Origin of the sequence: Burkholderia sp. AU45251 (assembly GCF_030482905.1) — a bacterium.
GTDB lineage: Bacteria > Pseudomonadota > Gammaproteobacteria > Burkholderiales > Burkholderiaceae > Burkholderia > Burkholderia aenigmatica.
Genome location: NZ_JAUJQH010000021.1, coordinates 56,185 through 69,754 on the forward strand (window position 1 = coordinate 56,185; position 13,570 = coordinate 69,754).

General features: G+C 67.7%; 9 protein-coding genes. 4 read left to right on the forward strand and 5 right to left on the reverse strand.

The window, feature by feature from the left end; translation table 11 throughout:
• Positions 1-59: 59 nt before the first annotated feature.
• From dcd to apbC, 3 genes are all read right to left on the reverse strand, one after another.
• Entirely contained in the window at positions 60-629 is a 570-nt protein-coding gene (gene dcd, locus QZM67_RS30055; protein WP_006398615.1) for a dCTP deaminase, read from the reverse strand.
• Positions 630-741: 112 nt separating this feature from the next.
• Complete coding sequence (sodC, locus tag QZM67_RS30060; protein WP_175022470.1) at positions 742-1,278, reverse strand: superoxide dismutase [Cu-Zn]; 537 nt, start codon at positions 1,276-1,278, stop codon at positions 742-744.
• A 133-nt stretch (positions 1,279-1,411) separates the two neighbouring features.
• Positions 1,412-2,503 carry an iron-sulfur cluster carrier protein ApbC gene (gene apbC, locus QZM67_RS30065; RefSeq protein ID WP_301808890.1) on the reverse strand — a complete coding sequence of 364 codons (1,092 nt, stop codon included), beginning with the start codon at positions 2,501-2,503 and terminating at the stop codon, positions 1,412-1,414.
• A 351-nt stretch (positions 2,504-2,854) separates the two neighbouring features.
• Here apbC and QZM67_RS30070 point away from each other — a divergent pair, with 351 nt between their 5' ends.
• Together QZM67_RS30070 and metG are read left to right on the forward strand one after the other, a co-directional pair.
• Positions 2,855-3,499 (forward strand): OmpA family protein, encoded by a 645-nt coding sequence (locus QZM67_RS30070; RefSeq protein WP_043189806.1) that lies wholly within the window; start codon positions 2,855-2,857, stop codon positions 3,497-3,499.
• 375 nt (positions 3,500-3,874) lie between these two features.
• A complete protein-coding gene (metG, locus tag QZM67_RS30075) occupies positions 3,875-6,031 on the forward strand; it encodes a methionine--tRNA ligase (protein WP_301808891.1) in 2,157 nt (718 codons plus the stop codon).
• A gap of 57 nt (positions 6,032-6,088) precedes the next feature.
• Here metG and QZM67_RS30080 read toward each other — a convergent pair whose 3' ends face one another.
• Both QZM67_RS30080 and QZM67_RS30085 read right to left on the reverse strand, forming a co-directional pair.
• A complete protein-coding gene (locus tag QZM67_RS30080; protein WP_301808892.1) occupies positions 6,089-10,171 on the reverse strand; it encodes a translocation/assembly module TamB domain-containing protein in 4,083 nt (1,360 codons plus the stop codon).
• Between the two features lie 25 nt (positions 10,172-10,196).
• Complete coding sequence (locus tag QZM67_RS30085) at positions 10,197-11,957, reverse strand: autotransporter assembly complex family protein (protein WP_301808895.1); 1,761 nt, start codon at positions 11,955-11,957, stop codon at positions 10,197-10,199.
• A 320-nt stretch (positions 11,958-12,277) separates the two neighbouring features.
• Here QZM67_RS30085 and QZM67_RS30090 point away from each other — a divergent pair, with 320 nt between their 5' ends.
• Together QZM67_RS30090 and QZM67_RS30095 are read left to right on the forward strand one after the other, a co-directional pair.
• Positions 12,278-12,466, forward strand: coding sequence for a DUF3460 family protein (locus QZM67_RS30090; RefSeq protein ID WP_006478107.1), 189 nt, complete (start codon positions 12,278-12,280; stop codon positions 12,464-12,466).
• Positions 12,467-12,470: 4 nt separating this feature from the next.
• A complete protein-coding gene (locus QZM67_RS30095; RefSeq protein ID WP_011352890.1) occupies positions 12,471-13,343 on the forward strand; it encodes a ScpA family protein in 873 nt (290 codons plus the stop codon).
• Positions 13,344-13,570: the final 227 nt, after the last annotated feature.

Genomic DNA, 13,570 nt, shown 5'->3' on the forward strand with positions numbered 1-13,570 from the left:
ACCGCGGCGCGTCACGCGCAGCGGTCACCCGGAAACTGGTGAGACGTTATGCAACCAGATCAGGTTTTCGGCAGCGTGACACCGCGCTGCCCCTGATACTTGCCGCCGCGATCCGCGTACGACACGTCGCACACTTCGTCGCTCTCGAAGAAGAGCACCTGCGCGACGCCTTCGTTCGCGTAGATCTTCGCGGGCAGCGGCGTGGTGTTCGAGAATTCCAGCGTGACGTAGCCTTCCCACTCGGGTTCGAACGGCGTCACGTTGACGATGATCCCGCAGCGCGCATAGGTCGACTTGCCGAGGCAGACCGTCAGCACGGTGCGCGGGATGCGGAAATATTCGACGGTGCGGGCCAGCGCGAACGAGTTCGGCGGGATGATGCACACGTCGCCCTTGAAATCGACAAACGAACCCTCGTCGAAGTTCTTCGGATCGACGATCGTCGAGTTGATGTTCGTGAAGATCTTGAATTCGTCTGCACAGCGGATGTCGTAGCCGTAGCTCGACGTGCCGTAGCTGACGATCCGGCGACCGTCCTCGGACGCGCGGACCTGATCGGGCACGAACGGCTCGATCATCTTGTGCTCTTCGGCCATGCGCCGAATCCACTTGTCGGACTTGATGCTCATATCAGGGCGCCTGGAAACGCTGCGTGACAGTCGGTGAGGGCCAGACCCGCGAGGCGGCGGCCAGGAAAGGCGCACATTTTACGCGATCATCGACCGGCGCACGCGGCGCCCGTCAACGGATCACGCCGCAAGCGAGCGCGGGTCCCGCGCCATGCTGCGGAAACGCGGGATCGCTCGCTTCGCGGTGCACCAGCGCCGCGCGGTTCATCGCCGAGCGCACGCCATCGAGGGCCAGATCGGGCGCGACGATGAAGCCGGCCGCGACGCCATTCGCGTCCGCGTGGATGTTGCCGAGATCGCCGGCGACGCGGGCACCCGCGCGCAGCCGGTCGGCGGCCGGCGCGAACACCTGGCCGGCGCTCGAGCCGTCGCCCGCGTTGCAGTCGCCGCGTTCGTGTACCTGTAAAGCGTGATCGCTGTTCGGTGGCAGGCCGGCCAGGTTGTAGGTAACCTGCACGCCGTCCGGACGCTCGACGAAGGTCACCGCGCCGCGCGCTTGCGAGCCGACCGTCGGCAGCAGTTGTGCGTCGGCCCGTTTTTCGTGCGACGAGGAAAAGGAGGTGCAGCCGGCCAGCAGGCCCAGCGCGGCGGTGGCCAGCAGCGCGCACCGCACGCGGCCGGCGCGCACGCCGTGATGTCGTTGTTTCATTCGATCCTCATGCCGGCTGGCGGCCGTTTGACACGACGGCCGCGCCGGGCGGGTAAAGGGACCCGGGAAAAGTCGCCATGATACCGCGCCTCGCGGCGCCGTAAACAGCGTGAGGCCCCGCCCCGCAAGGGTTTTACGTATTTTGAACAACGATCGACGGGAACTTCGACGTCATGTCGCGCGATCGCTCGGCAATTGCCAGCGCGACCCCGCGCGCGATCTCGCGGTAGCGGCGCGCCAGCGCGCCGTCCGGATCCGCCACGACCGTCGGCGTGCCGCTGTCGGCACGCTCGCGGATCGCGATGTCCAGCGGCAGGCTGCCGAGCACGTTCACGCCGTAGTCCTTCGCCATCCGCTCGGCCCCGCCGGCGCCGAAGATGTGCTCTTCGTGGCCGCAGTTCGAGCAGATATGGATGCTCATGTTCTCGACGATGCCGAGGATCGGAATCCCGACCTTCTCGAACATTTTCAGGCCCTTCTTCGCGTCGAGCAGCGCGATGTCCTGCGGCGTCGTGACGATCACCGCGCCCGTGACCGGCACGCGCTGCGCGAGCGTCAGCTGGATGTCGCCGGTGCCGGGCGGCATGTCGACGATCAGGTAGTCGAGCTCGCGCCAGTTGGTCTGGCGCAGCAGTTGCTCGAGCGCGGAGGTCGCCATCGGGCCGCGCCACACCATCGGGTTGTCTTCCTCGATCAGGAAGCCGATCGAGTTTGCCTGCAACCCGTGGCCGACCAGCGGGTTCATCGACTGGTTGTCGGGCGACTCGGGACGCTGGCCGTGGATGCCGAGCATCGTCGGCAGCGACGGACCGTAGATGTCGGCGTCGAGGATGCCGACCGACGCGCCTTCCGCGGCAAGCGCGAGCGCGAGGTTGACGGCCGTCGTGCTCTTGCCGACGCCGCCCTTGCCCGACGCGACCGCCACGATGTTTTTCACGTTCGGCAGCAGTTTCACGCCACGCTGCACCGTGTGTGCGACGATCTCCTGCGACACGGCGATGCGCGCATCGCGCACGCCGGCCACGGCCTGCAGCGCTGCGGCGATGCGTGCGCGCACGTCGTCGTGCTGGCTGCGCGCGGGATAACCGAGCACCACGTCGAGCGCCACGACGTCGCCGTCGATCGCGACGTTGCGCACGCCCTTGTTCGCCGCATACGGGCGGCCGGTATTGGGGTCGACGACAGCCGCCAAAGCGGCGTCGACTTGTGCCCGGTCAATGCTCATCGAAACTCCGTGAAAACGTTTTTCTCGCGCGCAAACGTCAAAAAATATCAAATTACGCTGCGAAAATCGGGAAAAGTGAAAGAATCTGTTGCACGCCATTGCGCGAACGCGCGACCCGGCGCACTCTTCGCGTGCGGCATGCTATAGGGCCAAATCGGCCACTTACCGCCTATATTGTAGAGGCTGACGCGTCGCACTGTCCCAACAGCCACGCTGACGGACAGGGCATGCGGCCACCTCGGCGGCTGCCGCGAGTGCAGGCCTGCCCTCCTTTTTCGGGCGGCCCGCACAGGGAGCCGTAACTGTTGTTGTCGTCGTTGTCGACTCGTTCAACCAAGAGAGGAATCCAAGATGAACATGAAAATCGCGACCCGCTTGTCCGTCTTCGCATTGGCCGGCGCACTGCTGGCAGGCTGCGCCACGCAGCAAGGCAACAACGCGGCCGTCGGTACCGGCACGGGTGCGGCGCTGGGCGCAGGCATCGGCGCGCTGGCAGGTGGCGGCAAGGGCGCGGCGATCGGCGCGGGTGTGGGCGCACTGGTCGGCGGCGTGACGGGTTACAACTGGCAGGCGATCAAGAACAAGCTCGCACCGTCGGCAGCGCAAACGGGCACGCAAGTGACCGAGCAGCCGGACGGCTCGCTGAAGCTGAACGTGCCGAGCTCGGTGACGTTCGCGACGAACCAGTACGCGATCACGCCGGCCTTCACGCCGCTGCTGAACGACCTGGCGACGACGCTGAACCAGAACCCGCAAGTGACGGCATCGATCGTCGGCTACACGGACAGCACGGGCTCGGCCCAGCTGAACCAGACGCTGTCGCAAAACCGCGCGCAAAGCGTCGTGAACGCACTGGCACAGCGCGGCGTGAACGGCGGCCGCCTGTCGGCGCAAGGCATGGGCGCATCGAACCCGATCGCGGACAACGCGACCGAAGCCGGCCGCGCACAGAACCGCCGCGTCGAAATCTACCTGCGCGCAGCACAGGCGCAGTAAGCGCACGACGAGGAGAAGGCGCGGGCCCGCCGCTCGCGCCGCCCCGCCGGGCAAGGCTTCCGGCGGAGCCGGTAACAAATCGAAAAAATTTTCGAACTTCTGTCGCGGGCTGTGGTCAGTATTTACGGTACGCGGCTGGTGTTGCCGGCGCGTCACCATTCTCCTCTTGTCGTTGTTGCTCCGGGGCCGTATCCGCCCCGGTTTTTTTTGCCCGCAGAATTCGTGCTGCATCGCAGCACATCACCGTCGGGCCCGCCGCTTGCGCGGCCCCGCCCGTTTCGGCGCCCGTTCGAGGGCGCCTGCCCGCGTCGCTGACGCGCGCCCCTGCTAGAATCGCAGTTTCCCGTCGTTTTTCCGCCGTCCTCTACAGACCCTATGTCCGCATCCGACCTCACTTCCGTGCAGGCTGCGGCGCCGCAAGGTGGCCGCCAGATCCTCGTTACGTCCGCACTGCCCTATGCCAACGGGCAGATCCACATCGGCCACATGGTCGAGTACATCCAGACCGACATCTGGGTGCGGACGCTGCGAATGCATGGCCATGAGGTCTACTACATCGGTGCCGACGATACGCACGGCACGCCGATCATGCTGCGCGCGGAGAAGGAAGGCCTGACCCCGAAGCAGCTGATCGATCGCGTGTGGGCCGAACACAAGCGCGACTTCGACAGCTTCGGCGTGTCGTTCGACAACTTCTACTCGACCGATTCGGACGAGAACCGCGTGCTGAGCGAGAAGATCTACGTCGCGCTGCAGGAAGCCGGCTTCATCGCCGAGCGCGAGATCGAGCAGGCCTACGATCCCGTCAAGGAGATGTTCCTGCCGGATCGCTTCATCAAGGGCGAGTGCCCGAAGTGCCACGCGAAGGACCAGTACGGCGACAACTGCGAAGTGTGCGGCTCGACCTACCTGCCGACCGAACTGCTGAACCCGTATTCGGTCGTGTCGGGCGCGACGCCGGTGCGCAAGACGTCGAAGCACTACTTCTTCCGCCTGTCCGATCCGCGCTGCGAAACGTTCCTGCGCGAATGGGTGAGCGGCCTCGCGCAACCCGAAGCGACCAACAAAATGCGCGAATGGCTCGGCGACGCTGGCGAAGCCAAGCTCGCCGACTGGGACATCTCGCGTGACGCGCCGTACTTCGGCTTCGAGATCCCGGGCGCGCCCGGCAAGTATTTCTACGTGTGGCTCGACGCGCCGGTCGGCTACTACGCGAGCTTCAAGAACCTGTGCGACCGCAACGGCATCGACTTCGATGCGTGGGTCCGCCCGGGCTCGACCACCGAGCAGTATCACTTCATCGGCAAGGACATCCTGTACTTCCACACGCTGTTCTGGCCCGCGATGCTCGAGTTCTCGGGCCACCGCACGCCGACCAACGTGTTCGCGCACGGCTTCCTGACGGTCGACGGCGCAAAGATGTCGAAGTCGCGCGGCACGTTCATCACCGCGCAGAGCTACATCGACACGGGCCTGAACCCCGAATGGCTGCGCTACTACTTCGCCGCGAAGCTGAACGCGACGATGGAAGACATCGACCTGAACCTCGACGACTTCCAGGCGCGCGTGAACAGCGACCTCGTCGGCAAGTACGTGAACATCGCGAGCCGCGCGGCAGGCTTCCTGATCAAGCGCTTCGACGGCCGCGTGCAGGACAGCGCGATGAACCATCCGCTCGTCGCGAAGCTGCGCGATGCGATTCCGCAGATCGCCGCGCACTACGAAGCACGCGAGTACGGCCGCGCGCTACGCCACACGATGGAACTCGCGGACGAAGTGAACGCGTACGTCGACGGCGCGAAGCCGTGGGATCTCGCGAAGGATCCGGCCAACGCAGTCGCGCTGCACGAAACCTGCAGCGTGAGCCTCGAGTCCTTCCGCCTGCTGTCGCTCGCGCTGAAGCCGGTGATGCCGCGTGTGGCCGAAGCCGTCGAATCGTTCTTCGGGATCGCGCCGCTCGCCTGGGCCGATGCCACGAAGCCGCTGTCGTCGGCACAGCCGATCAAGGCGTACCAGCACCTGATGACGCGCGTCGACCCGAAGCAGATCGAAGCGCTGCTCGCCGCGAACCGCGATTCGCTGCAGGCCGAAGCCACCGGCGCGGCCGCCGCGAGCGCGAATGCCGCGAAGGATGCGAAGAACAACGCGAAGGCGAATGCGAAGCAGGCGGTCGTGAACGGCGCGGACGACGCACCGATTTCGATCGACGATTTCGCGAAGATCGACCTGCGCATCGCGAAGATCGTCGCGTGCCAGGCCGTCGAGGGCTCGGACAAGCTGCTGCAGCTCACGCTCGACGTCGGCGAGGAAAAGACCCGCAACGTGTTCTCGGGCATCAAGTCCGCGTACCAGCCCGAGCAGCTCGTCGGCAAGCTGACCGTGATGGTCGCGAACCTCGCGCCGCGCAAGATGAAGTTCGGCCTGTCCGAAGGGATGGTGCTTGCCGCGTCGGCCACCGACGACAAGGCGGAACCGGGCCTCTACATCCTCGAGCCGCACAGCGGCGCGAAGCCCGGCATGCGCGTGAAGTAAGCCGCACGCCCTGCCGCTTGCGAAAAAAAGCCCCACACGATCCGTGCGGGGCTTTTTTCATGGCTGTTCGGCGCGCCGCGCTCGCGCGGCGTCACTGCCGAACCAGCGATCGAAGCGCCGCGTGTAGTTCAGGTCAACACCCTGGAACGTGCCGCCGTACGCGGACACCGACCAGAAGCGCGTCAGGTTGATCGTCGCCTTGAACGCGTTGGCCGCCGATTGCAGCCCCTGCTCGAAGCCAAGCACGAACCGCTCGTTGATCGCCTTCGACACCAGCACGACCTGCGGATCGGTCAGGCCGACTTCGCTGCGGCCGACCGAGACCTCGTCGAGACCGAAGGTCTGCGCGACGCGCTTGCCGGTCACGCTGCCGAGCAGCCCGAGCGCTGCCGTCATCGCCCCCTGCTGGCCCACGTTGTTGCCCTGGTCGGTGCCGTGCCCGAACAGCAGCCACGACAGCTTTTCGTTGTCCGTGACGTTCGGCTCCGACACGAGCTTGACCGTCAGCGACTGGATCGTGCCCGTCACCTGCACGCCGGCCTCGACCTCCTGATTGCGCCGCATCGCGAGGATGTTGACGCCCGGGTTAGACACGGGGCCGTTGAACGTGAAAAAGCCGTTCTCGATCGCGAGCTTGCGGCCGAACGACGTGTACGTCGATCCTTCGGTCACGCGCACGTTGCCGACCGCGCGCAGCGGCACGCCCGGCGCGCTCATCACCGTGATCGTGCCTCGCAGCCCGAGATCCGCGCCGTGGCCCTTGAAGCGGAAGTTGTTGCCGAGGCCGATGTCGATGTTCGCGCGCGGCGCGAGCGACGGCGCCGGCTTGTCCTCGGCCGGCTTCGGCTTCGCGACCGCGGTGCCGGTCGGCGTCTCGCCGCGCACCGTGCCGCCCGGCTGCACGATCACGACGTCGTCCGACAGGTGCGGCGCCGATTCCTCGGGCAGGTCGAACAATGCGCGGTCGACGACGAACTTGCCGTCGATCGACAGCGCACCGCGTGGCCCGTCGTTCGCGACGGTTGCCTTGCCCGACAGCGACAGCTTGCGGTCCGGCGCCGCGAACAGTTCGAGCTTGTCGGCGACGATGCTCGCGGTCAGGTCGGGCGCCTCGCCGTCGAGGCGCACACGGCCAAGCGCGCGCAGCGTGCCATCGCCGCCGTGAAATTCGACCTGCTGAAATTCGACGAGGTTGTCCGACAGCTTGATGCGCACGATACCGTCCTTCAACTGCACGCCCTGGTCGATGAGCGTCGCGGACAAATCGTCGCCCGTCAGCATCCCCGACAGGTTCGGCTTCACCGGCGTACCGCCGACCGTCAGCTTCAGCGCCGCGCGCCCGCCGAGCAGGTAGCTCGGCCCGAACAGGTTGCCAGTCGTCTTCAGCGCCGGGATGTCGGCGTCGATGCGGCCCGACAGCGGGCCATCGTTGAGCACGCCGAACATACCGTCGCGCAGCGCGAACGGCACGATGACGTTCGCGTCGAGCGTGCCGATCCGGTTCGCCTTCGCGAGCGCCGTCACGTTGAGCCGGTTACCCGGTGTGAAGCTCGCGCGCGCCGACAGGTCGGTCAGCCCCAGCGATGCGATGCCGCGCCCGCTCTCGATCGTCACATCGCCGCCGCGACGCTTCACCTGCACGTAGCCCGTCGCGTTCGCGCCGAGCGAGAAATCCCAGTCGGCATCGAGCACGACGTCGGTCCGCACCGGCGGCCGCTGGCCCGTCAGCTCCTGGCGGACCTCGAGGAAACGCGCGACTGACGCGCCGCTCACGGAGCCCGCCGAGCGCATCTGGCCGTGATCGAACACGAACGACTTCAGATCGATCGCCGCGCCTTCGAGCGTGAGCCGCGTCGCGCCGAGCGTCACGCGGCCGGCGCCGGCCGATACGGTCAGCGGCGACTGCAGCGCAATGGCCGGCGTGCCGCGGTTCGCAAGACGCGTCACCGTGCCGTCCCAGCGCATCCCGTCGCGGTTCTCGACCACGCCGCCGTTCGCCGCGAGCGTCAGGTCGATCACACGGCCGTCGGCCATCCCGAGCGCCGACGCGTCGAGCGTGTGCTTCGCGCGCGTGCCGTCGAGGTTCGCGCGCAGCGACTTCAGCTTCAGCGAGCCGAGCGCGATGTCGGACGCGTCGGCCGTGAACACGAGCGCGCCGTGCGCGCCGTCGCGGATGTCCGCACGCCCCTGCGCGGTACCGATCCGGTTCGAGCCGACGACGACGTGCTCGGCCTTGTAGGCGGCCGTCACGTTCGGGTGCGCGAAGCTGCCGGTCAGGTCGCCCTGCGCCTGCACGAGCCCTTCCACGCCGAAACCGAGCCGGTCGAGCTGCGGCGCGTCGACGACGAAGCGCAGCCGGTCGCCGGGCGCGCCGAAGCTGCCGCGCAGGTCGACGTGGTTGCCCGCGATCGACAGGTTCGCGTTGCTCGGCAGAATGCGCGAGCCGGCGAGCTGCACGACCCCGGCGCCGGTCAGCGGCACGCCGTCGTACAGGCTGTCGCCGAGCTTGAAGGTCGCCTTCGTCGATACCTGCGGCGCGAACGCGCCCGACGCCGTCAGCGTGCCGGACACGCGCGTCTCGCCGCGCTGGGCCGGCGCCTTCGCGACCTTGGCGGGCGCCTTGCCGCCCCCCGCCTTCGGCGCGCTCATCGCGGCGAGCAGCAGCGGATCGAATGCGGTCAGCGTCGCCTTCGCGTCGTAGCTCGAATGCGCATCGTGGCGGAACACGCCCGTCAGGTCGATCCGGCCCTGGCCCGCCGTCACGCGTGCGTCGGTCAGCACGGTCTGCTGCGGCGTCAGCGCGACCTTCGCGCGTGCGCCGAGTGCGAGCTTCGGGTCGTTCAGGTTGAAGTCGACGGTCGTCACGTCGCCCGCGAGCGTCACGCCGAGCGGGCCACCCAGGCGCATCGGCCGCAGCTCGGCGACGAATGCGTTCAGGTCGAGGTTCGCGACCTTCAGGTCGAAGCGGCCCTTGCCGCCCGCAAGCGTGCCGTTGCCCGTCACGCTGCCGTCGCGGATCAGCTTCAGCGCGAGCGCGTCGATCCGCTGCGCGTGCGCGTCGAGATGCACGTTCGCGTGCGCGTCGATCACCGGCAGCAGATGGTCGCCGAGCGTGCCGGGTTTCGCGTTGACGATCGACACCGGGCCCGTCACCGCGAAACCCTTCGCGGGCGCGGACCCGGCCGGCGCGGTCACGGGCGCGAGTTCCGCGCGCACCGCGAGATCGGCGGCCGGTGCGCCGGGCGCGAGCGCCTGCGGGTTCACGTGATCGAACGCGAGCGACGCGCGCGTGAGCGGCACCGCGCCAAACGGCGCGGCCTCGACGTGCGCGCGCCCGTTCAGCTTCATCCCGCTCGCGTCGACGTCGGCGACGAGCGCCTCGAGCGAGCCCGACACCCGCGCACGCGCATCGACCGGCTCGTCGGACAGCTTGCCCGCATACGTGGCTTCGCCCGTCAGCGCGAACGGCTTCACGCCGTCGAGCTTCGCGCGCGCGGTCAGCGCGCCGTACGGCGTATCGACGCCGTCGAGCACGAGTTCATGGTGACGGCCGTCGCTGCGGCCGTTCAGCGCGAGATGGTCGAACTGGGTCGTCGAGCCGCCGTCGTGGATCGCCAGGCGATCGACGCGCAGGTCGTCGATCCGCAACTGCAGCGGCAGGCTCAGGTCCTGCGGCGTCGCACTCGGTGTCGGCGGCCCCGGTGCGATCCGCACGTCGATCGTGCCGGCGCGAAGATAGGCGATGGACAGCCGCCACGGCGCGCGGGTCAGGGCCCAGCGGCCGTCGAGCCGGTCGATGCGGATTTCGGTACCGGTGCCGTCGGGGCTCGTCCACGCGAAACCGCGCAACCGCACGCCGGTCGCGAGCGAGCCGCCGTCGAGCGTGCCCGCGAGCCGCGCGCCGAGCACGCGCTCGGCCACCTGCCACGCGAGCCGCGTGCCGTGCTCGGTCGTCACCGCGGCCAGCACGAGCCCGGCCGCCAGCACGACGAGCAGCACGACCGTCGCGAGCGTCCACGCGACGAACCGCCCGATGCGCGCAACGGGCCCGCCGCGCGGCACGCGCGGCGGCGCGTCGGGCGCGCCGTCGGGCGAGTCCGGATCGTGAGGCGGCGGCGTGTCGTTCGGGTCCTTCGTCATGCGGTTTGTCGATGAAGCGGTACGGTCAGAAAGCGATGCCGAGCGTCAGGTACGGGCGCACGCTATGGTTGCGCAACCCGTATGCGAGGTCGACGTTGATCGGGCCGACGGGGCTGCGCCAGCGCGCGCCGACGCCGACACCCGGGTAGAACACGCGCTCGCCCCACGCATCGGTGGCGGTGCCGATGTCGAAGAACGTCGCGGCGCCCCAGTCGCGGTTGAACCAGTGCTGGTATTCGGCGGTGCCCGTCATCAGGTACTTGGTCGGCAGCACGGAGCCGTCGACGTTGTTGCCGATGCTCTGGTAACCGTAGCCGCGCACCGAGTTCGAGCCGCCCGCGCGGAACAGCAGCGACGCCGGCACGCCGGTCGAGCTGCCGCTCGTGAATACGCCGCCGAGCTCCGCGCGGAACACGAACAGGTCGCGCTTGCCGATCGGCAGGTACTGCTGGCCGCGCGCGTAGCCGCGGACGAAGGACTGGTCGGTCAGCACGCCCTTGACCGCGAAGCCGGCCTCGGCGTGGATCAGGTTGCCGGAACGCGGGAACAACGGATCGTCGACGTTGCGGCGCGTCCACGCCCATTGCGGCACCAGCGCGCGGCTCGTGGTCGGCCCCGCGCCGTTCTGGTCGAGCCGGTCCTGGTAGAACATCAGCGAATACGAATAGTCGATGAACTGGCCGGTGCGCGTGCGCTGCGCGCCGACCCGCGCGCTGTAGATGCGCGTGTCCGACACGTTGGTGTTCGTGTACGACGCGAGCACGCTGTTGGTCCAGCCCTTCTCGCCCGGCGGCATTGACAGCTGGACCTGCCCGTATTGCTGGATCTGGTCGAGCCGGCCCGACACGGTGAGCGGCCACGCGGCGCCGAACGTGTCGAGATACGTATAGGAACCCTGCACGTGCGGCCCGGTATCGGTGGCAAAGCCGACGCCGCCACGGATGTTGTTGTACGGGAACTCGCTGACCTTCACGTGCACGGGCGTGCGCTCGGGCTTCGCCGTATCGTCGCCGACGTCGATCGCGACGCTCGCGTAGTACGGCGTGTTCTGCAACTGCCGCTGCAGTTCGGCGATCCGCTGCACGTCGTAGATCTCGCCTTCCGACAACGGATTGACGTTCGTGACGATCTTTTCCGGATAGCGCCGCACGCCGTCGACGTCAACTTTGCCGATCGTGAACGTCGGGCCGCTGTCGAACGTGACCGCGAGTGTCGCGCGCTGCGTGCGCGGGTCGATGCGCGCCTCCGACGACGCGATCTTCGCGCCGAGATAGCGGCGCGACTGCAGTTGCTTGAGCGCCGCGCCCTTCGCGCCGTCCCAATCGGACTGCGTGAACGGATCGCCCGGCTTCAGCGAAAACGCGAAACGGGTCGCGGCTTCCTGCTTCGGATCCTCGGTGTCGATCGGCCCCTTGAACGTCAGGTCGACGGTCGACACGACCGTCTGCTTCCCCGGATCGACCGCGATGCGTACGTCGCGCTTGCCGTCGTGCGTGCGCACGTCGGTGCGCACGACCGGCGAGAAATAGCCGGCCGTCGCGGTCAGGTCGCGCACCTGTTGCGGCGTGGCAGTGACGAGGAAGTCGAACTGGTCGTCGCTGATGTCGTCGCGCTTCGCGAAGCGCGCGATATCGAGATGCGACTTGAGCAGCTTGCGAACCGAGCGCGGCGCGTCGATGTCGACGTCGTACTTCGCGTGGGCCGGCAACGCGAAGCACGCGGCGAGGCAACCCGCGACGGTCACCCGCGCGGCACGGGCCGCGGCGGCGGCGCGATTGCATTCCACGCGCGAGCCCGCGTCATGTACCGTGTGTGCTTGCTGGTTCGACTGCCCCGCCAAATATGACCTCGCCCTCGGTTGACACGGTTTTGTGGAAAACCCTGTATTTGACCACAGGGCGTGGGCGTCAAAGCTTAATGTTTGTAAACCGCTGCTCAAGCGAGCGTGGCCACGGCGTCATGCCTGGCGGCGCGCTTCCGGATGCTGACTGCGCGCCAGCCCGCGGATTCGACGCGCGATTGCCGCCGGCCGTTCCCGCGATGCGGTAAAATCCCGCCATCGTGAATCCGGCGCATCGTGCGCCGCCCGAAACGGAAAACCCAGCCATGCCGTACCAGTCCGATGTCACGCAGTTCCTGAACCAGCTCAAGCAACAGAAGCCGACGCTCGAGGAAGAGCAGCGCAAGGGCCGTTCCCTGCTGTGGGACAAGCAGCCGATCGACCTCGAAGAGCGCGCCGAGCAGCAGGAATCGCGCGTGAAGCAAACGTCGTACGTCTACTACCAGAACTTCTGACGACGTGAGCGCCGCTGACGAGGCCAGCGCCGCCCGGCAGGACGACGCGATCGCCGCGCCCGCGGGCGCCGATTCGACGCCCGACACGGTCGACGGTGTCGCGGCATTCGCTCGCCTGTACGGCGAGCCGCTCTTCAAGCTGCCGCAGGATCTCTACATCCCGCCAGATGCGCTCGAGATCTTCCTCGAGACCTTCGAAGGCCCGCTCGACCTGCTGCTCTACCTGATCCGCAAGCAGAACTTCAACGTGCTCGACATCCCGATGGCGCAGGTCACCGCGCAATATCTGGGCTACGTCGACCAGATCCGCACGTCGAACCTCGAGCTCGCGGCCGAGTACCTGCTGATGGCCGCGATGCTGATCGAGATCAAGTCGCGGATGCTGCTGCCGGTCAAGAAGGCCGACACCGGCGAGGAAGCCGAGGATCCGCGCGCCGAACTCGTGCGCCGCCTGCTCGAGTACGAGCAGATGAAGCTCGCCGCGCAGCGGCTCGACCAGTTGCCGCAGCTCGGCCGCGACTTCCTGCGCGCCGAGGTCTACATCGAGCAGAGCGTCACGCCGCGCTTCCCCGACGTGAATTCGGACGACCTGCGCGCGGCATGGGCCGACGTGCTCAAGCGCGCGAAGCTCGTCCAGCACCACAAGATCTCGCGCGAGGAGCTGTCGGTGCGCGAACACATGAGCCTGATCCTGCGCCGGCTGCAGAACGCGCGCTTCATGGAGTTCGCCGAGCTGTTCGACACGTCGCGCGGCGTACCGGTCGTCGTCGTGAATTTCATCGCGATGCTCGAACTCGCACGCGAATCGCTCCTCGAGATCACACAGGCCGAGCCGTTCGCGCCGATCTACGTGCGTCTCGCATACCTGCCGGCGTAACGCCCACGCCCGCCCTTCCCGTTCTCCCGATTCATCCCGGCACACTTGCCGCGTCACCGTAGCCCGGCGCGGCCGTTGCCGGCACGTCCGGTTAAAAAGTGAACGATCGTTCTTTTTTCGATGCGTTTGGCGGCCAAATCCTCTACAATCCGCCGACGCCCGATGCGCCGCCCGCGCGCCGGCGTTCTCCGCTTCGACCCCGACGCCGCTGCTGCGGCGCCAACGCG

Excerpts from the sequence above, each read along its gene's own strand:
- dcd (WP_006398615.1), bottom strand. The coding sequence starts at position 629 with ATGAGCATCAAGTCCGACAAGTGGATTCGGCGCATGGCCGAAGAGCAC.
- sodC (WP_175022470.1), bottom strand. The coding sequence starts at position 1,278 with ATGAAACAACGACATCACGGCGTGCGCGCCGGCCGCGTGCGGTGCGCG.
- QZM67_RS30070 (WP_043189806.1), top strand. The coding sequence starts at position 2,855 with ATGAACATGAAAATCGCGACCCGCTTGTCCGTCTTCGCATTGGCCGGC.
- QZM67_RS30080 (WP_301808892.1), bottom strand. The coding sequence starts at position 10,171 with ATGACGAAGGACCCGAACGACACGCCGCCGCCTCACGATCCGGACTCG.
- QZM67_RS30090 (WP_006478107.1), top strand. The coding sequence starts at position 12,278 with ATGCCGTACCAGTCCGATGTCACGCAGTTCCTGAACCAGCTCAAGCAA.
- metG (WP_301808891.1), top strand. The coding sequence starts at position 3,875 with ATGTCCGCATCCGACCTCACTTCCGTGCAGGCTGCGGCGCCGCAAGGT.
- apbC (WP_301808890.1), bottom strand. The coding sequence starts at position 2,503 with ATGAGCATTGACCGGGCACAAGTCGACGCCGCTTTGGCGGCTGTCGTC.